A 21,573-nucleotide genomic window follows, 5' to 3' on the forward strand; every position below is an offset into this window, starting at 1 on the left:
GACCACGGCAGCCAGTATGTTTCGGACGTATTCCAGGACGAAATCGCCTTCCTGGGCATCAAGAGTTCTCCGTCCTATGTGCGTGAGCCGCAGGGCAACGGGATCGCGGAGCGCTTCGTGCGCACCCTCAAGGAAAACCTGCTCTGGGTCAGGCACTTCGACACGGTTGAAGAACTGAGACTGGCCCTGCTGGAATTCAAGGAAACCTACAATCGGGAATGGATCGTTGGCCGACACGGGTACAAGACCCCGGCCCAGGTCAGAAAGGAGCAGACCGCCCCGGTGTCAATAGCGGCCTGATTAGCGCAAATGAGTGTCCAAAAAACTGTAGACCGCTACACTCTCCAGCTGGGCGTTGAGGTCGCGCAGGGACTGCTCGCGCTTGCGCACCTCGCGGGCCATGACGTCCACTTCCTTGACGATGGCCCGGATCTCCTCCTGGGGCGGGTCGGGGAACTGGTAGCCGTAATCCCCGCGCGAGATGCGCTGGATGCCCGCGATGAGCTCGTCCAGCGGATGCTTGAGGAACTTGCGCAGCAGGGCCCCGGTGACGGTGGTCACCACCAGCAGCACCACCAGCAGGGTGATGACCGTGGAGGAGAGCATGCGCCGCACGTTGCTGTCGTATCCCGCCGGGGACAGGGCCAGCTCCACGCGCGCGATGACGTTGCCGTCGTGCACGATGTCGCCGCCACGGGTGATCAGCTCGCCGGTGTGCTTGCGCGAGCTCTCATAGAGCACGGTCAGGTCGGGGTATTCGAGCACGCGCAGGGCGGCCATGTCCTCGTTGCGCATGTGGAAGTCGGCGATGTTGCGGATGTTGTCGCGGTCGATGGTCCAGACGGGCAGCTCCATGCTGATGCGCAGGTTGGAGAGGTACTCGTCGGCCCGGCGCTCCATCTGGCGCTTCTCGTTCTGCAACATCGTCTGGGCGTTGAAGAACGTCATGAGCGAGGCCGAGCCGCCGATGAGCAGGATGAGGGCGACGACGATGTCACGGGCGATGGTTCTCTTCATTGCGTCCCTGTCCGGTTGCCGTGGGCGGGGTGTTTGCGGGGCGGGCTGGCCTGCCCTTGCGCCTCGCCGTGTACCATATACCAGATACACCCCTCAGGGCGAGTGTAAAACTGCGCCCCGGGTGCGGATTCGGGGTTGCCTGGCGGAAGCGGCCAAGGCTAGCATGGCAGCCATGAAAGAAAAACACTGCGGCGCGCTCCTGCTGCGGGCCGTGTTTTGCGTGGCGCTCCTGGCGGTGGCCGTGGGCCCTTGGCTGGCCCTGGCCGGGGGCTTGGCGGCGCGTTTCGTGGCCGACGGCGACACCCTGGTGCTGGCCGATGGGCGCACCGTGCGCCTGGCGGGCATCGACAGCCCCGAGATGGGCCAGGGCGGCGCGCCGGACCAGTACTGCGCCGCCCGGGCCCGGGCGCGCCTGGAGGCGCTGATCCGGGGCCGGACCCTGGCCCTGGAGCCCGGCCCGCGCGGGCGCGACCGCTTCGGGCGCGTGCTGGCCGTGGTCCGCCTGGACGATGGCACCAGCCTGAACGAGGCCATGGTCCGCGAGGGGCTGGCCTTCGTCTACACCTTTGCGGACGACCCGCCGGGCCTGACGCGCGCGCTGCTGGCGGCGCAGGCCGAGGCCATGGACGCCGGGCGCGGCTTCTGGCCGCGCGTGCTGGCCCTGCCGGAGGCCGGGCGGCCCTGGGTGGGCAACATGCGCTCCATGCGCGCCTTCCCGGCGGGCAGCCCCGAGGCCAGCACCGTGGCCGCGAAAAACCGCGTGCCCCTGGCCGGGCTGGAGGAGGCCTTCCGCCGGGGGTTCAGCCCGGCCCGGCAGGTCAGCCCCTGGCCGGTCCAGGAGCCGGGCGGCTGACCCCGGGAAGCCCCGGGGCGCTTTGCTGCGTGCGCAATAATAGCCCGGGAATCCGCGCCGTGCTTCGCTTGCGGCCCGGCCCGCCCCGGGAAAGGCGTTGACGTTGCCCCAGGCATGTTTTAGCGTACGGCACCTTTTGCGGGCCCTGTTCGGAGCCCGCCCCGGGGGCCCGGTCGGGCTCCTTTTCGCGGAACCTCAACGGAACCGAGTAGCAGCGCATGGAAACACTTCGCACCCTGCCGGGCGACGATGTCCGGCAAATCCTGTGGCGTTACGCCGACCGCTTCGATCTCCAGATGGCCGTGCAGTCGGCCCGCTCCATCGCCCGCAGCGTCGTGGCCCGGCTGGTGGCCGACGGCGTCCGCAATACCCATGAGTGGACCGAGCGCAAGGCCGAGCTGCTCAAGGCCTTCGACGAGTCCGGGCTGACCTCCATCTATATGGACCCCGCCCAGGGCGGCTTCATCGAGGGCCCCAAGAACCTGGCCCTGGCCCTGGTGGCCATGGAGCTGGCCTGGGTGGACGGCGGCGCCGCCACCAGCGCCCTTGCCAGCTGCCTGGGCCTGGCGCCCATCCACGAGAAGGGCACCGACGAGCAGCGCGCCCACTACCTGCCCCTGTGCACCCCCCCGCAGCCCGGGGAGGACCGCGTGTGCCGCCGCGCCGCCTTCGCCCTCACCGAGCCGCTGCCCTACGTGGGCGTGGACACGGGCATCCTGGGCGGCAAGATGCGCGTGCAGAGCTGGGACGACGGCGCCGAGCCCCTGCTCAAGGTCGAGAAGCGCGGCCGCTTCATCACCAACATGGACTTTGCCGATATCGTCACCGCCGCCGTGGAGTCCGACGACCCGCGCATCAAGGGCTCGTGCATGATCATCCTGGAAAAGGATGACCCCGGCACCTTCGACCGCGGCGCCCCGACCCTGAAGATGGTCCACCAGCTGTCCAGCACCCGCGATCCCGTCATGAGCCTGACCGTGCCCGCCTCGCGCATCATCGGCGGCTACGATGTGGTGGACGGGGTCATCGTGCCGCGCTTCAGCCACGGCGAGATCATCGCCTCGGTCTTCCACCGCACGCGCATCCCCGTGGGCCTCATGACCTCGGCCAAGCTGCTCTCGGCCATCGAGCCGATCATCCGCTACCACCGCCAGCGCTTCCGGGGCGGGTCCGTGGGCGAGCCGGGCAGCCGCCGCCACGAACTGGGTCTGCAGATGAACGAGGACGCCCTGCAGCGGCTGGTGGACGTGTGGGCCACGGGCGAGGCCGGGTGCTCCCTGGGCCTTGCCGCCGCGCGTCTGGCCGACCGCTTCGACCCCATCGAGCGCGAGAAGGACCGCCAGTTCGCCGCCCAGGGCATCAAGGGCCGCAAGCAGCTGGCCGCGCTCAAGGACAGCCAGGAGCGCGCCCTGGAGTATGTGCGCCTGAAGTACGCCCCCGCCGGGCAGGCCGACCCCGCGCGGCTGGCCGAGCTGGAAGCCGACACCCTGGCCCAGTTCGTGTACATGGACGCCCTGGCCGGGGTGCTCAACCCCGCCACCAAGCTCTGGAACACCGGCGTGGGTGCGACCATGATGCGCGAGGCCGTGTCCCTGGTGGGCGGCTACGGCATCACCGAGGACTGCCCGGGCTTCCTCTGCCACAAGTGGATGGACGCCCAGCTGGAAGCCACCTACGAAGGCCCCGAGGCCGTGCAGCGCCGCCACCTGACCCTGACCATGACCAACCCCGTGTTCCTGGAGCTGGTGCGCCAGTGGAGCGCCGAGCTGCGCCGCAGCCAGGCCGGGGGCGCCGCCGCCCTGGCCGGAGCCCTGGACCTGTGGCTGTGGACCCTGGACTTCCTGCAAAACGGCGCCGACCGCGACGGCAAGAAGCTCTACCACGGCAAGCGCCAGGGCGTGACCTTCCCCCTGGCCGATGCCCTGGGCTGGCTGCTGGCGGCGCGGTCCCTGATGCAGGACGTGGCCGTGCTGGCCGCCGAGGCCCCCGCCAGTCCCGTGCTGGCCGAGGCCGCCCCGGGGCTCACGGCCTTCTACGCCGACATGGCCTGCGTCCAGGCCGCCCGCGCGGCGGGCGAGGCCGCGCGCGTCTGCGCCGAGCTGGTCTACGGCTACGGCTGCGGGCAGGCCCAGGACGGGCCCGGCGGGCCGTGCATCGTCTTCACGGGCAGCGAGGAGTTCGCCCGCCTGCGCCAGGGCGTGGACCAGGGCCTGCACGGCACGCGCCTGGCCAAGGACCGCGCCGCCGAGGCGCTGACCGCGGTGATGATCCCCGAGGCCCTGGACTACCCCCTGTAATCCTCGCGGGGCCGCCCCAGCCGGGGCGGCCCCGTGTCCTTCCACCCACCCCCGAGCAGCCATGACAGCACACCCCCAGGCGACCCCCCAGGCCGAGGCCCCCGAAATCCCCCGCCAGAACATGGAAGCCGACATCGTCTGCGTGGGCTTCGGCCCGGCGGTGGCCGGGTTCCTGACCACGCTCACCCGCGGGCTGGTGGGCGAGGACGGCGCGCCCGTGGCCGAGTCGCGCGTCATGCCCGGCATGGCGCCGCAGGTCATGTGCTACGAGCGCGCCGACGACGTGGGCTTTGGCGTGTCGGGCGTGGTCACCCGGGGCCGGGCCATCCGCGCCAGCTTTCCGGACCTGGACCTGACCCAGATTCCCATGGCCCACGCCGTGACCTCCGAGAAGGTCGTCTATCTGTTCGACCCCCTGGGGGCCAGCCGCCGCAGCGACGGCCTGCGCGCCGCCGAGGCCGCCGCGCGCCGCCTGCCCTGGCACGACAAGACCCTGGCGGCCATGGAGCTGCCCTGGATTCCGCCCTTTTTGCGCAAGGAGCCGGGCATGGTCCTGTCCATGGGCCAGTTCACCCAGTGGGCGGGCTGGCAGGTCATGGGCACGGGGCTGGCCCAGGTCTGGCCGGGAACGCCCGTGGCCGCGCCGCTCCTGGAGAATGGGCGCGTGCGCGGCGTGCGTCTGGCCGACCAGGGCGTGAACCGCAAGGGCGAGCCCGAGGCCGGGTTCATGCCCGGCATGGACGTGACCGCCGCGCTGACCGTGGTCGGCGATGGGCCCGTGGGCCCCGTGGGCCGCGCCATCGACGCCGCCCTGGGCCTGCCCGCCGGGCGCCACCAGCGCGACTGGGCCCTGGGCATGAAGGCCGTGGTCCAGCTGCCCGAGGGCTGCCCGCTGGCCCCCGGCACGGTCATCCACACCCTGGGCTTCCCCGAGCCGGAAATCTTCGGTTTTCTCTACGTCTACCCCGAGGGTGTGGCCTCTATGGGCATCTTCGTGCCCTCGTGGTTCGACAGCCCCGTGCGCACGGCCTACCGCTATCTCCAGCACTGGATGCGCCACCCCTACCTCTGGCGCTGGCTGGACGGCGGCACCATGCGCTCCTGGGGCGCCAAGAGCCTGGCCGAGTGGGGCCGCCACGGCGAACCCGCCCTGGTCGGCGACGGCTACGCGCGCATCGGCGAGTGCTCCGGGTCCACCAACGTGCTCACGGGCTCGGGGGTGGACGAGGCCTGGGCCACGGGCGTGCTGCTGGGCGAGGGCGTGCTCGAACTCCTGCGCCAGGGCCGCGACTTCACCCGCGAGAATCTGGAAGAGGCCTACGTGGCCCGGCGGCGGCGCTCCTGGGTGGAGCAGGAGGCCCAGGTGGCCGAGAAATCGCGCGACGGCTTCCAGTGGGGCGTGATCCAGGGCCTTGTGGGCATGGCGCTCACCGGGCTTACGGGCGGCTCCGTGAATATTTCCCCGGCCATCAAGCGCCCCCACGAGCGCATCCCGCCCCTGGAGCGCTATTGCCGGGGCCGCATTCCGGCGGCGGAGGTGGCCGAGCTGCGCGCCGCCTGCCGCGCCCAGGGCCGCAGCCTGCACGACGCGGTCATGGACCGCATGGGCTGGCCGCAGATCGAATACGACGGCAAGCTGCTGGTGTCGCACCAGGACGCGCTGCTGCTGGGCGGCAAGGTCCAGGCCGCGCCGGGCTACGCCGACCATGTGCGCTTCAAGGACCACGCGGTCTGCGCCGCCTGCGCCGAGCAGGTCTGCATCAGCGCCTGCTCCGGGCAGGCCATCACCGCCAACCCCGAGCCCGGGGCCCCGCTGTTCGACCGCGAGAAGTGCGTCCACTGCGGCGCCTGCCTGTGGAACTGCTCCAAGGCCGACCCCGCCGACCCCGAGGCCAGCAACGTGGCCTTCGGCGCCGGGGCGGGCGGGCTGCATTCCAACGAGAACTGACCGGACCCACGCGGCCCGCAATCCAAGGAGAACCTCATGAGCTACCATATCGTGGTCTGCGGGAGCATCGTCCCCGACCCGCTCCAGACCCTGGAGCCCGTGGCCGGGCCCGGCGGCCCGGCCCTGAAGAACGAAATGATGCTGCCCGCCGTGCTCGACCCCTGGGCGGCCCACGCCCTGTTCGAGGCCGCCAACCTGGCCAAGAACGTGCCCGGCTCCAAGGTCTGGCTGGTCAGCGTCGGCCCCAAGGCCAAGCTCCAGCAGGTGATGATGCACGTCGCCCAGAAGGTGCCCTTCGAGCTGGTGGTCATGGACGGCCCGGCGGGCGGCTTCGTGGAGGCCGCCGACACCGCCGCCGCCCTGGCCAAGGCCGTGGAGGGCATCACCGGGCTGGACAAGGGCAAGCTGCTGCTTTTCGGCGGCTGGAGCAGCGCCTCGCGCGGCACCGGCGCCACCTTGCAGATCCTGGGCGAACTGCTGGGTGTCACCGAGCAGTTCCAGGGCGTGGACGAGCTGCGCCCGGCGGACGACGGCTCCTTCGAGGTCAAGGAGCGCATCGAGGGCGGCGGCTACCTGCGCTCGCGCTGCGCGGGCGCGCCCGCCGTGCTGGGCTGGGCCACGGGCAACCTGCCCGAGCCGCCCAACAACCCCCAGGTGGGCATGCAGAACATGCGCCTGATCATGCCCGCGCTGCAAAAGGCCCAGCCCGCCGCCGTGGGCGCCGCCGGAGTGGCCTACAAGGCCGTGGAGCTGCCCGGCACCCGCCGCCAGACGCGCATCGTCAAGGACACCCCCGTGGACGACATCGCCCGCGAAATCGTGGAATGGATCAAGGGCTGAGCGCCCACGCACAGGAGACCGACATGGAAACGATTCTCTACCTCGCGCACCCCGAGGACAACGGCGCCCTGGGCCGCACGGCCCTGGAAGCCCTGGCCGCCGCCAAGGCCCTGGCCGCAGGCCTGGGCGCCCCGTTCAGCGTGGGCCTGCTGGGCGGGTCCGTGCAGGCTGCGGCGGACTCCATCGCCGCCTGCGGCGCCGCCGCGTTCTTCGCCGCCCAGGGCGAGGCCCTGGCCGCCTCGCGCTACAGCACCGACGCCGCCGCCTGCGAGGCCCTGTGCCGCGCCGCCGGGGCCACCCTCGTCGTCGCCCCGGCCACGGCGCGCCTGGCGCGCTGCCTGCCCGGCGTGGCCCAGCGCCTGGGGGGCCGCGTGGACTCCAATTGCACGGGCCTGACCGTGGAAAACGGCGCGCCCCTGGTCAGCCGCTGGTACTACCGCCAGCGCATGGTCGCCGCCCAGATCCGCGAGCATCGGCCCTGGATCATCACCGTGGCCCCGTGCTGTTTCCTCGCCGAAGACGGGCAGGGCGGCAGCGCCAGCCTCCAGGCCGTGGACCTGCCCGCCGTGACCCCGCGCACCGAGGTGCTGGGCATCGACGCCCCCGCCGCCGACGAGCAGACCATCCGCCCCGAGGCCGAAATGCTGCTGGTGGCCGGAGCGGGCTGGACCAAGAAGCAGGCCGACGGCCAGTCGCACCCCGACAAGGCCGCCGAGCATATCCTGGGCTTCCTGGACCGCACCAAGGCCTCCCTGGGCAGTTCCAAGTCCCTGGTGGACCTCTCGGGCGAGGGCCAGTCCGTGCTGCCCTTCCTGACGCACCTGCACCAGGTCGGCCAGACCGGCGCCACCCCGCGCCACAAGAAGGGCCTGGCCACCTGCTGCCACGGCGAGGAACCCCACGTCGTGGGCTGGCGCTTCATCACCGAACGCCGCGCCGTGAACCTCGACGCCGGCTGCGGCTGGGCCCAGGGCAAAGCCGACGTCCTCTACGTCGCCGACGCCTTCGCCGTCATGGCCAAGGTCAACGAGTTGCTGGGCAAGTAGGGCAGGGGGGGGGCCGGGAAGGCCCGGATTTCCGCATTCTCCCCTGGTTTGTCCCGTACGGACGCACGGCGCTCCACCATTGCAGAACAGAAAATCCCCGGTTCACGCCGGGGATTTTTCTGTTCTGCAACGGCCAAAGGGAGGAAGGGCCATGACCTCCCGGGCCGCATTCCCGCCGAGTCCCAAGCAGCGCCCGGGCCGCCGGGGCTGCCGGAAGCATCCGTTCTCCTCTTCACATCTTGCAATCCTCAACCGCTACTTGAACTCCTGCGGATAGCGCCCGGCCTTGAGGAAGATCGGGTCCAGGTATTTGAGCGTGATCCAGGCCACGGCGGCACCGGCCAGGGCGACCACGGTATGGACCAGGGCGCGGCGGAAGAGCAGGGCCGGGGTGGTGGCCCATTTGGCGATGCGCACCACGCGGGCGAGGTCGGGCAGGAAGAAGGCCAGCGCGCCCAGCAGCAGGCCCACGGCCTGCCAGAAGCCGAGGCTCACGCCTACGCTGACGCCGCCGCGCAGCATGGCCAGCAGGGCCAAGCCGAGCACGGCGGCCAGGGCGTAGGCCCCGTAGCGCAGGCGGCGATTCAGGGCCAGGGGCTTGAGGGCCGTGCGCTGGCCCACGCGCAGGATATCCAGGAACCCCTGGGCCGGGCCGCCGGGGCGGTCGAATTCCGGGGCGATGGCCGCGAAGGCCCAGGGGCCGGGGGCTGTGCCGGGTGCGGTCGCGCCCGGGGCCTGGGAGACAGCGCCGGGGGCGGACATGTCCGGGGCCAGCGGTCCAGTGCCGGGCTCAGGCGTGGTTACGTCCTGGGCCTGGGCTCCGGCGACAGCACCGGGCTCGGGCGTGCTCACGCCCCGGGTTTCACCGCCGGGTGCAGCCGCGTCCCGCGCCTCTTCCCCGCCGCCGGGCAGCAGGGCGCCCGCCATGCGGTACCCGTCGAGCATCAGGGCGTAGGCTTCCACGTCGTTGAAGGAGTCCAGGTCCGTGCGCAGGCGCGAGAGCAGGTCCTGTACGGCGGCGGGGACGCCGGGCACGGCGTGGTCGGGGGCCGGAGCGTCCGGGGCGGGGCCGTCCTGGCAGGCGGGGTTGCCCTGGGCGTCGAGCCAGGGGATGCGCCGCACGGGCAGGCCGTGGCGCAGGTGGAGCAGGGTGGCCGGAGGCGTGTGGTCGCCCAGAAGCGCCAGAAGCTGCTCGTCGCGCGTGCGGTCCATGAGGATGCTGTTGGCCCGGGGCATGACGGCGAAGATGCTCGGCGCGGGGTCGGCCAGGTCGTCCATCTGGCCCGAGGCATCGCTGACGATGAGCCGGGTGCAGCGGCGGTCGAGCAGGGCCTGCACGCCCTGGTTGTCGTAGACGCCGCCGTCCACCAACTCCACGCGCACGCCCTCGGCGTACAGCCCGGACAGGGCCAGGGGCGGGAAGACCCCCGGCACGCAGGCCGAGGCGGCCACGGCCAGCCCCAGCTCCAGGTCGCGCTGGGTGGCGGTGTTGTCGTAGGAATCGGGGCGGCAGAGGCGGAAATTCTTGTCCACCTCGCAGCGCGCGGGGTCGGCCAGGGGCCGTTCGCCCATGGTCGAGGCCTCGAAAAGCCAGCTGTGCCCGTCGTTGAGCACCGTGGCGTTGATGAGCAGCACGGGCACCTTGGCCCGGCGCTGCGCGTTGTGGCGCATGGGGTGGAAGGGCTCGGCCCCGGCGCGGCCCGCGGGGTGGATGCGCAGGTCGCGCATGCGCAGCATGCCCTCGGGCGCGCCGGGCAGCACGCCCTGGTAGAACACGCTGTCGTACAGCTCGCCGATGCGGTCGCTGCGCGAATAGTCGCGCTGGAACATGCGCAGGTTCTGGCGCGGGTCCAGGAAGGTGCGCATGCGCACGTTGGTGCGCACGCCGTCCAGGAAGCGTTTCTCCACGGCGGCCACCAGCTCCAGGTAGTCGTCGCGGGTGATGTCCTGGTCGGGTTTTTCCTCCAGCAGGCGCTTCAGGAAGAGATAATACAGCGCGCCGACGATGGACCCGCCAGACACGGTGGAGAGGGCCTGCACGTCGCGCAGGCGGTCCTGCTCTGCAAGGCGCGCCAGCACGCCGATGTGGAAGAAGCTGGCCCGGAACCCGCCCCCGGAAAGGGCCAGCCCCAGGGCATCGCCGGAAAAGGTGCGCACGGGACGTCCCGCGCAGGTGTCGTCCGCCATGGTTCCCCCCTCGGGCCCTGCGGCCCTTTGGGTGCTGCATAGCACCCCGGGGCGGAGAAATCCAGCAGCCCATAAAAGGCAGCGCATCGGGCCAGGCGCCGGGGCGGATTGTGAAAATCGGCACCCGGCTTCCGCTTCCCGCCCGCCCGCGCTAGGGTTGACCCCCCAGCACCCAAGCCTGCCACGACCACCGCGAGGACGCCCATGCCCCTGCCCCGGCACCCCGAACCCATCCGCAGCGCCCTTGTCGAAGAGCGCGACGCCTGCGCCATCATCGCCTTCATCGACAAGCGCGGCCACACCACCCACGCCAATATCGTCAAGACCATAGAAGCCCTGAAGAAAATGGCCCACCGCTCGGGGGACATCAACGACGAGGGCGACGGCTGCGGCATCATGACCGACATCCCGCGCGAGCTGTGGGCCCGCAGGCTGGAGCGCGCCGGGCTCTCGCCGCATCTGGCCGAGTCCACGGGCTTTTTCGTCGGGCATTTCCTGCTGCCCCACGGGCTACGGCCCCGGGCCGGGGAGGTCTGCGCCCGGGCCCGCGAGGTTTTCGCCGCGCGCGGCGCTGAAATCGTGCTGGAGCTGGAAGGCCGCACCCGCGACGACGAGCTGGGGCCCATGGCCCGGGCCGAGGCGCCGCTGTTCTGGCAGGTGGCGGGCCTGGCGGGCGAGGCCGAGGGCGACGCCGTGGGCCGCCTGCTCTTTGCCGTTGAGCGCGAGCTGGAGCGCCTGGAACCCGGGCTGCACACGGCGTCGCTGTCGTGCCACAGCGTGGTCTACAAGGTGCGCGGCGTGCCGGACCTGTTGCCGCGCGTGTACCCCGAGCTGCGCGACCCGGCCACGCGCTCGCGCATGTGCCTGGGCCACAGCCGCTATTCCACCAACACCCTGCCCACGGTGGAGCGCGCCCAGCCGTTCTCCATGCTGGCCCACAACGGCGAGATCAACACCATCGAGCGCCTGCGCAGCGCGGGCAGCGTGCTGGACATCCCGCCCGTACCCGGCGGCAGCGATTCGCAGGACCTGAACCGCATCCTCGAAGGGCTGATCAACGGCTACGGCTTCGACCCTCTGGAAGCCTTCGCCATGGTCTTCCCGGCGGTGCACAGCGAGGTGGAGCAGTACTCCGAGGAGCTGCGCCGGGTGTATGGCTTCTTCCGCTGGTTCTTCCCGCCCTCGGCCCAGGGTCCGGCGGCGGTCATCGCCCGCCACGGCGACGTGTGCATGGGCAGCGTGGACGCCCTGGGCCTGCGCCCGCTGTGGCTGGGCGAGAGCGATTACGACTACTACCTGTCCTCGGAAAAGGGCGTGGTGGACCTGGAAGACACGGCGGGCGACCCCAAGCCCCTGGCCCCCGGGGAGAAGGTGGCCATCCTCTCGACCAAGGGCCGCCGGGCCGTGGTCTTCGACTACACGGCCTTCCAGCGCCGGGTGCTGCGGCTGATGCTGGGCCGCGCGCACCTGCTCGACAGCGTGGACGCGCTCTACACGGCCATCCCCGCCCAGAAGGGCGAACCCGTGCGCCTGGAACACCTGCTGGCCGACGGCGCCGCGCGCATGGCCACGGCGGCCATGACCGCCGAACCCGTGCTGGCGGCCCTGGGCTGGCAGAAATACGACGTGGACATCCGCAAGAAGACCGCCACCGTGGGCGGCGCGGTCATCGGCTCCATGGGCTACCAGGGGCCCCTGGCCTGCCTGAACGAGCAGGGGCTGCCCAACATTTCGGAATATTTCAAGGAAAACGTGGCCGTGGTCACCAACCCGGCCATCGACCGCGAGCGCGAGGCCGACCACTTCACCACGCGGACCATCCTGGGCGACCGGCCCGATGCCGAGGGCGCGCGCGTGCCCGCCGCCGTGGGCCTGGAGCTGCGCACCCCGCTGCTGCTGGGCGGCTGCCTGGACAGCGACATCTGCGGCTCGGCCCTGGGGCGGCTGGCCCGGGCCTTCGGCACGCAGACCATCGACGACGTGCTCTCGTTCTTCACCGCCCAGGGCCGTGACCCCCGGCGCGTGGCCATCCTCGACGCCACCTTCGAGCCCGGCACGGGCCTGGCCGCGCGCCTGGAAGCCCTGGCCGCCGAGGGCCGCGAGGCCGTGGCCCGGGGCGCGGTGCTCGTGGTGCTCGACGATTCGCGCAGTTTTTCCGGCGGGCGGGTCTACATCGACCCCGGGCTGGCCCTGGCCTGGCTGGTGCGCGACTTCGACGCCCACCGCCTGCGCCGCCGCGCCTCGCTCATCGTGCGCAGCGCCGCCGTGCGCAACCTGCACGACCTGATGTTCCTGCTCGGCCTGGGCGCCGACGCCGTGAACCCCTACATGATCTGGCGCATGGCCCGCGAACACGCCACGCCCGAGCGCCCCGCCGAGACGGTGCTGCGCACGACCCTGGACGTGCTGCAAAAGGGCATGGAAAAGGTCATGTCCACCATGGGCATCCACGAGCTGTGCGGCTACGGGCGCATCTTCGCCTCCATCGGCCTGTCGCCGGAGCTGGCGCGCGTCTTCGGCTGCCCCAACTTCTGCCCCTCGGACAGCGCGGGGCTGACCCTGGCCCGCCTGGAGGTGCGCGCCGCGCAGCGCCTGGCCCTGGCGACCTCGGGCGGCCCGGCCAGGCTGTGGGCCGACCCGCCGCGCAACGCGCGGGTGGGCAAGGCCCTGCGCCGCGCCGCCACCGGCAAGGCCGACCCCGCCACCACCGCCCAGGCCCTGGACGAGCTGGAGCGCGAGGCGCCCGTGGCCCTGCGCCACGCCCTGGGCTTCGCCGCGCCCGAGGGCGCCGCGCCCCTGGCCCCCGAGGCCGTGGACCTCACCGTGGGCACCCACGCCATGCCCCTGGTCATCCCGGCCATGAGCTTCGGCTCCCAGGGCGAGAACTCGTTTCGCACCTATGCGGAAACCGCCCTGCGCCTGAACATCGTGTGCATGAACGGCGAGGGCGGCGAGATTCCCGACATGCTCGGCAAATACCGCCACAACCGCGGCCAGCAGATCGCCTCCGGGCGCTTCGGCGTGCACATGGGCTTCCTCAACTCGGTGGATTTCCTTGAAATCAAGGTCGGCCAGGGCGCCAAGCCCGGCGAGGGCGGACACCTGCCCGGCCAGAAGGTCACCGAGATGGTCGCCCGGGCCCGGCACTGCAAACCGGGCATCGGCCTCATCTCGCCCTCCAACCACCACGACATCTACAGCATCGAGGACCTGGCCCAGATCATCACCGAGCTCAAGACCGCCAACCCCCGGGCGCGCGTGTCGGTGAAGATCCCCGTGACCAGCGGCGTGGGCACCATCGCCGTGGGCGTGGCCAAGGCCGGGGCGGACATCGTGGCCGTCTCGGGCTTCGACGGCGGCACCGGCGCCGCCCGCGAGCACAGCAAGAAATACGTCGGCCTGCCCGCCGAGATCGGCGTCAGCCAGGCCCACCGCGCCCTGGTGGAATCCGGCCTGCGCGCCCAGGTGGAGCTGTGGTGCGACGGCGGCCTGCGCAGCGGCGCCGACGCCCTGAAGATGATCCTGCTGGGGGCGGACCGCGTGGGCCTGGGCACCGTGGCCCTCATGGGCGTGGGCTGCATCAGCTGCCAGCGCTGCCACCTGGACACCTGCCCGCGCGGCATCTCCACCCAGCTGCGCAGCTGCGAGGACGCCGAGCGGCGCGGGGTCAAGGGCTTCACGCCCCTGGACCGCGAGGCCGAAACCGAGAACCTCGCCCGCCTGCTGGCGAACATCGGCCAGCAGATGCGCATCCTGCTGGCCGGGCTCGGCCTGGCCCGCGTGCGCGACGCCGTGGGCCGCACGGACCTCCTGTGCCAGCGCTCGCACTTCGAGGCCGTGGACCTGGCCGAACTGCTCTGCGCCCCGGCCATCGACGGCTCCACAGGGCCCGCCGGGGCCGTGCGCGTGGTGCGCAAGCCCTTGAACTATCTCACGCGCCTTGTCTCGGACATCTCCCTGGCCGAACTGGCCGACGGCACCGCCCGCGAGGTGCGCTACACCGACCAGTACGTGCGCAGCGTGGACCGCGCCATGGGCACCTACCTCGCCGGGGCCGTGGTGCGCCGCTTCGGCACCGGCGGGGAGCGCCGCGCCCGGCTGCGCCTGGACGCCTCCGTGCCCGGCAACGGCCTGTGCGCCTTCAACATCCCCGGCATCGAGGTCATGGTGGACGGCGGCGCCCAGGACGGCACGGCCAAGGGCAGCTTCGGCGGCGCCTGCGGCGTCTTCAAGGGCGCCAACCTCATGGGCCGGCGCATCGACGGCTCCACGGGCAAGAGCTTCGCCTACGGCGCCATCGCCGGGACGCTCATGGTCCAGAACTACGCCGACTCGCGGGCCTGCATCCGCATGTCCGGCGCGGACGCCGTGTTCGGCGCGCGCCTCACCGCGCGCGTGCGCGACGAGGAGGGCAACATCGCCACCCGCGCGCACCTCAAGGGCTTCGCCTTCGAGTACATGACCGGCGGGCGGGCCGTGGTCCTGGGCGACCCCGGGCCGTGGATCTGCTCGGGCATGACCGGCGGCGTGGTCTACCAGTGCCTGTACCCCGAGTTCGGCTTCACCCGCGCCAGCCTGACCCGCCGCCTGGGCGCCGGGGCCGACGTGGAAATCCTGCCCGTGGACGCCGGGGGCGAGGCCGACGTGCGCGAACTGCTGACCCGCTACTGCGCCGAGCTGCGCGCCAGCTTCCAGGACGACGAGGCCGACGCCGTGCAGGCCCTGCTGGCCGAGGTGCGCCACCGCTTCGTGGCCATCGCCCCGGCCCACGCCAGGCCGCCCAAGGCGGAGTAGGGCGAAGCCCGGGGCGCAGCCCGGGGCGAAGCCTAAAGCCCGGCTGGGCCGCAGGCCAGGGGGACGCTACCCCGCGTCCCGCAGCGGGAACAAAAGCGCCCCGGGTGGCAACGCCCGGGGCGCTTCTTGTTCCTGAAGACGAAGGCGGGACGGCGCAAATGCCCTCCTGGTGCTAGGGAGCCGAAGGGTGCACCCGAAAGGGTGGGGCGAAAGGCTGGACCGCAGGGCCGGGCCAGGAACGGGTGCCGCCCTCCCGCAATGCGCAGCCACGCGCAGTCCGCTGCCGGGCCCAGGCAAAACCGATGCGGGCCCCGCTGGCGGGGCCGGGGGCCGGAGCAGCAAGCCGGAGGAATTGCCGGAATTTTCCCTACGAATCTGGTGTGCTGCTTGTTCTTTTTTGGGCAAGGTGCTATGGCGAAAGGAACCCGGAGCACGACCGAGGAGGGGAGCGATGAGCGAGTACACGTCTGCCAACATTCCGTGCACCCTGCACCACGGGGAGATCATGTCCCTGGAGGACGGGATCAAGCTCAGGTTCGAAAGCAACGGCGAAGCCAAGGACATCTTTTTCGGGGACGAGTGGACCGCCTCGGTGCAGCTGTTCCCGGCCAACACCCATGATTTCCAGGCCGGCGGCAAGACCATCCGCCTTACGGCCCAGTTCGAAGACAGCCTGATCGTCGAGTACGTCTAGGTTTGCAACAACCGCCTCCGGGGAGTCGTCAGCCCGCCGCAACCTCGCGGCGGGCTTCGTGTTGTGCGGGGCCCGCACGCAGGCGGCGGCCACCCCGGGAGTTCCGGGATGGCCGCCGCGCAGGGGGCGCCGGGAGCCGGGCGCCTATTCCAGGGGCGTGTTCCTGACCAGGTTCCAGATGCCGCAGGGGCAGGCGTCGGCGCAGAAGCCGCAGCCGATGCAGCGCGTGGCGTCGCAGACCATCTCGAAGTCCTCCCCGGCCTCGCGGCGCGCGATGGCGCCCTGGGGGCAGACGGTCACGCACAGCCCGCAGTCGCGGCACGAGCCGCAGCTCGAACACTGCGCCGCGCAGTCGTCCACGCCGTCGAAGCTCGCCTTGCGCGGGTCGAAGTAGGCCAGGGTCACGCGCGAGGTGTCGATGGTCTCCGACAGGCGGCCCTCGGCGTCCACGTACTCCAGCCGGGCCCGCAGGTCCTCGTTCATGGTCGCCGTTTCGCCCAGGGGCCGCGCGCCCGAGAGGATGGAGTCGATGGCCACCGCCGCGCGCCGCCCGTCGCCGATGGCCTGGGTCAGCAGGCCCAGGCGCACCACGTCGCCAATGGCGAACACGCGGGCGTTGGTGGTCTGGAAGGCCTCGTTCACCGTCACATAGCCGCGCTCGGTGGCGATGGATTCGGGCAGGAAGTCCAGGTCGGGCATGTCACCGATGGAGATGACCACCGTGTCGGCGGGGAGCAGTTCGCCCGTGGAGAGCACCACGCCCTCGGCGGTGATCTCCTTGGTGAAGCAGGGCCAGCGGAAGGTGGCGCCGTATTTCTCGGCCTCCTCGCGCTCCTTGCCGAAGCTCGCGGGCTGCTGCACGTCGATGAGGGTGATTTCCGTGGCCCCCAGGCGTCCGGCCTCGCTGGCCACGTCGCAGCCCACGTTGCCCGCGCCGATGACCACCAGCCGCTTGCCGACCTTGGCCGTGCCCGCCTTGGCCGTGCGCAGGAACTCGCCGGCGGGCACCAGGCGTTCCTTGCCGGGCACGGGGATGATGCGCGGTTTCTGCGAGCCCGTGGCCAGCACCACGAAGTCGTTCTCGGCCAGCAGCTTCTCGAAGTCCTCCCGGGTCAGGTCGCGGCCCAGGCTGGTGTGCGCCAGCACGCGGCGGGCGCGGGCCAGCTCGGCGTCAAGCACGTCCTGGGGGATGCGCCCGGCGGGAATCTGGGCGCTGATCTTGCCGCCGAGCTGCTCGGCGCGGTCGTAGACCGTGGCCTCATGGCCCAGCAGGCGCAGCTGCCAGGCCACGGAAATGCCCGCCGGGCCGCCGCCGACGACCGCCACGCGCGCGCCCGACAGGGGCGGCAGCTCGGGGTCGCGGGCGCGCAGGCCCGCGCGGCCCAGGGCCTTGGCGTCCACCGGGGCCATGAGCTGCGTCTGGCGCGTGCAGCCCGACATGCACAGGTTCGGGCACAGATGCCCGCAGACCGTGGCCGGGAAGGGCGTGTAGCGCAGGGCCAGGTCCACGGCCTCGTCCAGCTTGCCCGCGCGGATCAGGCCCCAGCGCTCGCGCACGGGGATGCCGCTGGGGCAGGACGACTGGCAGGGCGGGGCGTATTTGCGGTTTTCCCACACCGGCACATGGCGGCGCAGGTCGCCGGTGGTGATGACCGGGATGGGCGAGCGGTCCAGGCTGGTCAGGTCGCCGATGAGCCCGCCGCGCCCCAGCTCCGCGTCCCAGACCTGGGCTCGGAATTCCTTCATCGTTTTGCGCTTCTTGGACAATTTCTCGTGGGGCGAGCGCGCGGTGAGGCACTGCCACTGCTCGCGCACGGCCAGGGTGGCCAGGGCCTCGGAGCGGCCGATGCGCGCCAGGAAGTCCGCCAGCCCGGCCTCAAGCCAGGCCCAGGCCGCGTCGTCGATCTCCACCAGCTTGGCGTCGGCGGTGGAGAAGCCCTTGTGCGGGCCGCGGAAGTAGATGCGCCCGCCGACCATGCCCACGCAGGGCCGGTAGCCGAGCACGTTCTCGGGGTCGCGCGGGGCCAGCCCGCAGACCACGGCCACGCCCCCGGCCATGAACTCCGCGAAGTAGTCGCCCACGCTGTCCTGCACCCACAGTTCCGGGGGGGCCATGCGTGGGTTCTGCTTGGTCATGGTCATGCCGCGCGAGCCGATGTGCCCGGCGATGAAGACCTTGCCCTGGGCCATGGCGTTGCAGGTGCCGTTGGAGGCGTTGCCCATGACCACGATCTCGGCCCCGGCGCACAGCCAGCCGGTGTCGTCCGAGGCCGGGCCGTCGGTGATGATGGTCGTGCCGGGAAAGCCCATGGACCCCAGGCGCTGGCCCGGGGAGCCCGTGACGCGCACGGTGATGGGCGTCTGCCTGCTCTGGCGGAGCCTGCCGCCGATGCCGTGCTGCCCGCAGGCCTGCACGGTCAGCTGTGTGGCGCCGTCGGCCACGGCGCGCTGCACGCGCTCCTCCAGGATGCGCGATTCGATGCGCTGGCCGTCTTCCTGTCCGCTTATGGTCGCGTTGTTGCTGTCTGCCATGTGATGTTCTCCGGTCCTGAACGGGTGTGCGCTAGACGCAGTAGCGGATGCTCAGGCGATCCGCCGCATCCTTGTCGCCGATGCCCAGGGCGTCGGACATGCCGATGGGCAGGGAGGTGGAACGGCCAAGCGGCGCGAGGATCTTCTTCATCTCGCTGTCGAAGGCCAGGTACACGTCCACCACGCGCTCGGCGACCTTTTCGGGGTCCAGCCGACGGTACAGGCGCGGGTCCTGCGAGGTGATGCCCTTGGGGCAGACGCCGATGTTGCACACGTTGCAGCGGTCGCCCTCGCTGCCCACGCAGCCCGCCGCGGCCTGCATCATGTACTTGCCGATCTGCACGGCAGAGGCGCCGAGCATGATCAGCGCGGCGGCGTTGGCGGCCAGGTTGCCGTTCTTGCCGATGCCGCCGCCCGCGATGAGCGGCAGCTCGTTCTGCGCGCCGATGCGGCACAGGTTCAGGTAGCAGTCGCGCAGGTTGGAGGCGATGGGGTGGCCCATGTGGTCCATGGACACGTTGTAGGCCGCGCCCGTGCCGCCGTCCTCGCCGTCGATGGCCAGCCCGGCGGCGTAGGTGTTGCGCGCCAGGTTGTTGAGCACCGCCAGCGAGGTCGTGGTGGCGCTGATCTTGGGGTAGACCGGCACCCGGAAGCCCCAGGCCATGGACATGGACTGGATCATCTTGGCCACGGCCTCCTCGATGGAGTACTTGGTCTGGTGGGTGGGCGGCGAGGGCAGGCTGACGCCCACGGGCACGCCGCGGATGGCGGCGATGAGCTTGTTGACCTTGTGCCACATGAGCAGGCCGCCGTCGCCGGGCTTGGCGCCCTGGCCGTACTTGATCTCCACGGCGCAGGGGTCTTCCTTCATCTCCGGCAGGGCGTGGATGATCTCGTCCCAGCCGAAGTAGCCCGAGGCGATCTGCAAGATGACGTATTTGAGGAAGCGCGAGCGGAGCAGGCGCGGCGGGCAGCCACCCTCGCCGGTACACATGCGCACCGGCATGTGCAGCTCCTCGTTCAGGTAGGCCACGCCCATCTGCAGGCCTTCCCACATGTTGGGCGAGAGCGCGCCGAAGCTCATGCCGCCGATGAGCAGCGGATAGATCTTGCGCACCGGGGGCATCCAGCCCTGCTCGCGGAAGGTGGCCAGGGCCTTTTCCGGCGGCAGGATGCGCCCGATCATGGTCGTCAGGTCGAATTCGTGGCGCCCGGCGTCCAGGGCGGGGTCCGTGAGCATGGAGATGCGCACGAACTTGATCTGGTCGAGCAGGGAGCCCTTGTCGTTGCGCCGCCCGCCGCGCGTGCGCGGGGCGCCGCCCTTGTTGGCGTGCATCTTGAGCTTGGGCTGCTCGTCGCTCCTGCGCGGGGTGATGGCGTCGCCGGGGCAGACCATGTCGCACATGCCGCAGCCGATGCAGGCAAAGGCCGGGTCGGTCTTCTGGCGGATGCCGTAGTGGACGCTGTACTGGTTCTCGCTGGTGGTGGTCAGGCCGAAGGCGGCCTTTATCTCACGCTTGCGGAACACGCCCAGCTCGATGGCCCGCACGGGGCACACGGCCACGCACTGGCCGCACAGGGTGCATTTGTCCTTGGTCCAGTCGATCTGCCAGGGCAGATCGACGTGGCTCAGCGTGCCTGGGGCAATGGCTGCGTTTGACGGCATATCTCGATCTCCTCGCATCCGGGGCCGACGATGGCGGTGTCCAGGTGCATGGGCTGGAAGTCACGGGTCTTGTCGCGCTCGGGGATGGCGGCGTCCAGGCCGCAGATCTCCGAAGAGAAGGCATACAGGCCGGGGCGCCCGCCCACCACGCCGGGGCGCAGCTTCTTGCGGTCCTGGACCATGAACATGGTCCGGTCGGGCAGGCAGCCGATGACGCAGTTGGGCCCGTCGATGATCAGCTTGCGGCAGGTGGCCTTGAGCTGCTCCAGAAAGGCCGCGTCGGGGTGGCCCTGCATGTCGGCGTCGGACAGCGGGGTGATCACGTGCTTGTAGGCCGCAAGGGGCAGGCCCAGGCGCAGCGTGGCGTAGTGCAGGATATGCGTGAACACCTCGGAGTCGGAGTGGTAGCCCTCGTAGCCCGGCACCCCCGACGACATGAGCCATTCCTTGATGGGAATGAAGGCGGTGTTCTCGCCGTTGGTCATGGAGGCGATGCCCTGGATGAAGAAGGGGTGGCAGGCGTAGAGGTTGATGGCGTAGTTGGTGTTCTGCCTGCCCTGGGCCAGGATCTGGCGGGCGTGCAGGTCCTCGCGGTCCACCCCCAGGTACTGGCCCACGGCCAGGGGGTCGCCGATCTCCTTGACCATGACCACGTCGGGCCAGAAGCTGAAGACGGTCATGTCCTCGCGCTCCAGGCCCATGTGCTTGAGCTCCAGGCGGGTGCGCAGGATGTTCAGGTCGCGCTCGGCGTCGGTCATGTCGCGCCAGTCCGAGGGCAGGTCGTAGGCCGCCACGAGGTAGGCGTCGCGCCGGGGGGTGCCCTCGGGCGGGGTGGCGGGCAGGTCCCAAGCCAGGCGGTGGCGCAGCTTGAATCCCTTGTCATTCATGAATCTGTTCAGGCGTTTTTCGCCGTCGCGGGTCAGGATGCCCGACAGGATGGGGCAGCCCTTGAGCTCGCCGAACGGGCCGCCCAGGCCGGTGAGAAAGAGCCCGACGCCCGAGCCGTCGTGGCCCTCGCGCATCACGTCCAGGGCGCGGACGGCGCGCATGGGCGAGACGGGCTCGGAGCTGGTGAGAGCGAACAATCGGCACATGGTGCAAACTCCCTGACGCGTGGCGGCGGCGGGCAGGCTCCGCCGGGCGTGGGCCCCGGCGGCGGCAGGCGGGACATGGACGCGGCGCCCCGGGAAAACCGGGCGCCGCCCAGGGCCGCCGGGCGAAACCGTCGTCTTTGCGTGTTGTGTTCTCCGGGTGGCAGCCCGGGCGTCACCGCCTGGCGGGTCGGGGGGCGGGAAGGGCGGCGCGTCCGTGCTCGCGCGGCCCCGGTCTTGCCCGACAAACGGGGAATTACTCTTATAGTATACTTTTGGGCAAGTAAAGGGGGAAATGATGATGGGTTATGACAATTATGTTAAAATTGCCCCAGGTGTGCGGACATATAATATATTTAAGGTTATGCACCCGGTCCGGAGGGGGGCGCGTCCGGCGTGTCGGGCCCGGGGGGTGCGGTTCTGCCGGGCCTGGGGTTGCGCACGGGCAGCCCCGGCAGGCCGCACACGCCATAGCCAGGGGCAGGGGCCCTGGTGGCGCCCAGGGCAGGGCTGGGGCCCGGAAGCGGCGGCGGGCGGGCCCGGGGTCCGTTTTCCATTGACGAAAAGGGGCGGACGATTTAAGTGCCTGACTGCGGCCACGGCCCTGT

At 71.1% G+C, this 21,573-nt stretch carries 13 protein-coding genes; 8 read left to right on the top strand and 5 right to left on the bottom strand.

The features are described from left to right. A partial coding sequence (locus G495_RS0111850; protein WP_028587982.1) for an integrase core domain-containing protein occupies positions 1-300 on the top strand: 300 nt, incomplete at its 5' end. Here G495_RS0111850 and G495_RS0111855 read toward each other — a convergent pair. Continuing rightward, the gene (locus G495_RS0111855; protein WP_028587983.1) at positions 301-1,017 is read right to left on the bottom strand and encodes a HAMP domain-containing protein; all 717 of its coding nucleotides are present in this window, start codon (positions 1,015-1,017) and stop codon (positions 301-303) included. It lies immediately after the preceding gene. A 172-nt stretch (positions 1,018-1,189) separates the two neighbouring features. Here G495_RS0111855 and G495_RS22045 point away from each other — a divergent pair, with 172 nt between their 5' ends. The 5 genes from G495_RS22045 to G495_RS0111880 all read left to right on the top strand — a co-directional run bounded on the left by G495_RS22045 (position 1,190) and on the right by G495_RS0111880 (position 8,001). After that, positions 1,190-1,870 carry a thermonuclease family protein gene (locus G495_RS22045; RefSeq protein WP_084458202.1) on the top strand — a complete coding sequence of 227 codons (681 nt, stop codon included), beginning with the start codon at positions 1,190-1,192 and terminating at the stop codon, positions 1,868-1,870. Positions 1,871-2,088: 218 nt separating this feature from the next. Continuing rightward, positions 2,089-4,167: an acyl-CoA dehydrogenase family protein gene (locus tag G495_RS0111865; protein WP_028587985.1), complete on the top strand. Its 2,079-nt coding sequence runs from the start codon at positions 2,089-2,091 to the stop codon at positions 4,165-4,167. A 61-nt stretch (positions 4,168-4,228) separates the two neighbouring features. After that, entirely contained in the window at positions 4,229-6,115 is a 1,887-nt protein-coding gene (locus G495_RS0111870; protein ID WP_051445335.1) for a 4Fe-4S ferredoxin, read from the top strand. A 36-nt stretch (positions 6,116-6,151) separates the two neighbouring features. Beyond that, on the top strand, positions 6,152-6,955 hold the full coding sequence (locus G495_RS0111875) for an electron transfer flavoprotein subunit beta (RefSeq protein WP_028587987.1): 804 nt from the start codon (positions 6,152-6,154) through the stop codon (positions 6,953-6,955). 23 nt (positions 6,956-6,978) lie between these two features. Further along, positions 6,979-8,001, top strand: coding sequence for an electron transfer flavoprotein subunit alpha (locus G495_RS0111880; protein WP_028587988.1), 1,023 nt, complete (start codon positions 6,979-6,981; stop codon positions 7,999-8,001). 255 nt (positions 8,002-8,256) lie between these two features. Here G495_RS0111880 and G495_RS22235 read toward each other — a convergent pair whose 3' ends face one another. Beyond that, positions 8,257-10,188 (bottom strand): patatin-like phospholipase family protein, encoded by a 1,932-nt coding sequence (locus G495_RS22235; protein ID WP_051445336.1) that lies wholly within the window; start codon positions 10,186-10,188, stop codon positions 8,257-8,259. A gap of 204 nt (positions 10,189-10,392) precedes the next feature. Between G495_RS22235 and G495_RS0111890 the strand changes: the two genes are divergently transcribed. Then, a complete protein-coding gene (locus G495_RS0111890) occupies positions 10,393-14,982 on the top strand; it encodes a glutamate synthase-related protein (RefSeq protein WP_035251986.1) in 4,590 nt (1,529 codons plus the stop codon). A gap of 451 nt (positions 14,983-15,433) precedes the next feature. Next, positions 15,434-15,676, top strand: coding sequence for a hypothetical protein (locus tag G495_RS0111895; RefSeq protein ID WP_028587990.1), 243 nt, complete (start codon positions 15,434-15,436; stop codon positions 15,674-15,676). 144 nt (positions 15,677-15,820) lie between these two features. On the opposite strand, the gene G495_RS0111900 is transcribed toward G495_RS0111895, so the two are convergent. From G495_RS0111900 to G495_RS0111910, 3 genes are read right to left on the bottom strand one after another with little or no spacing between them, the layout of a single operon-like run. Continuing rightward, complete coding sequence (locus G495_RS0111900) at positions 15,821-18,208, bottom strand: FAD-dependent oxidoreductase (protein ID WP_028587991.1); 2,388 nt, start codon at positions 18,206-18,208, stop codon at positions 15,821-15,823. 31 nt (positions 18,209-18,239) lie between these two features. Further along, a complete protein-coding gene (locus tag G495_RS0111905; protein WP_028587992.1) occupies positions 18,240-19,874 on the bottom strand; it encodes a glutamate synthase-related protein in 1,635 nt (544 codons plus the stop codon). After that, positions 19,838-20,968 carry a class II glutamine amidotransferase domain-containing protein gene (locus G495_RS0111910; RefSeq protein ID WP_028587993.1) on the bottom strand — a complete coding sequence of 377 codons (1,131 nt, stop codon included), beginning with the start codon at positions 20,966-20,968 and terminating at the stop codon, positions 19,838-19,840. Before G495_RS0111910 ends, G495_RS0111905 begins: the two co-directional genes overlap by 37 nt. Positions 20,969-21,573: the final 605 nt, after the last annotated feature.

The organism is Desulfocurvus vexinensis DSM 17965, assembly GCF_000519125.1.
Classification (GTDB): Bacteria; Desulfobacterota; Desulfovibrionia; order Desulfovibrionales; family Desulfovibrionaceae; genus Desulfocurvus; species Desulfocurvus vexinensis.

Excerpts from the sequence above, each read along its gene's own strand:
- G495_RS0111865 (WP_028587985.1), top strand. The coding sequence starts at position 2,089 with ATGGAAACACTTCGCACCCTGCCGGGCGACGATGTCCGGCAAATCCTG.
- G495_RS0111905 (WP_028587992.1), bottom strand. The coding sequence starts at position 19,874 with ATGCCGTCAAACGCAGCCATTGCCCCAGGCACGCTGAGCCACGTCGAT.
- G495_RS22235 (WP_051445336.1), bottom strand. The coding sequence starts at position 10,188 with ATGGCGGACGACACCTGCGCGGGACGTCCCGTGCGCACCTTTTCCGGC.
- G495_RS22045 (WP_084458202.1), top strand. The coding sequence starts at position 1,190 with ATGAAAGAAAAACACTGCGGCGCGCTCCTGCTGCGGGCCGTGTTTTGC.
- G495_RS0111890 (WP_035251986.1), top strand. The coding sequence starts at position 10,393 with ATGCCCCTGCCCCGGCACCCCGAACCCATCCGCAGCGCCCTTGTCGAA.
- G495_RS0111855 (WP_028587983.1), bottom strand. The coding sequence starts at position 1,017 with ATGAAGAGAACCATCGCCCGTGACATCGTCGTCGCCCTCATCCTGCTC.
- G495_RS0111895 (WP_028587990.1), top strand. The coding sequence starts at position 15,434 with ATGAGCGAGTACACGTCTGCCAACATTCCGTGCACCCTGCACCACGGG.
- G495_RS0111900 (WP_028587991.1), bottom strand. The coding sequence starts at position 18,208 with ATGGCAGACAGCAACAACGCGACCATAAGCGGACAGGAAGACGGCCAG.
- G495_RS0111875 (WP_028587987.1), top strand. The coding sequence starts at position 6,152 with ATGAGCTACCATATCGTGGTCTGCGGGAGCATCGTCCCCGACCCGCTC.
- G495_RS0111910 (WP_028587993.1), bottom strand. The coding sequence starts at position 20,968 with ATGTGCCGATTGTTCGCTCTCACCAGCTCCGAGCCCGTCTCGCCCATG.
- G495_RS0111870 (WP_051445335.1), top strand. The coding sequence starts at position 4,229 with ATGACAGCACACCCCCAGGCGACCCCCCAGGCCGAGGCCCCCGAAATC.
- G495_RS0111880 (WP_028587988.1), top strand. The coding sequence starts at position 6,979 with ATGGAAACGATTCTCTACCTCGCGCACCCCGAGGACAACGGCGCCCTG.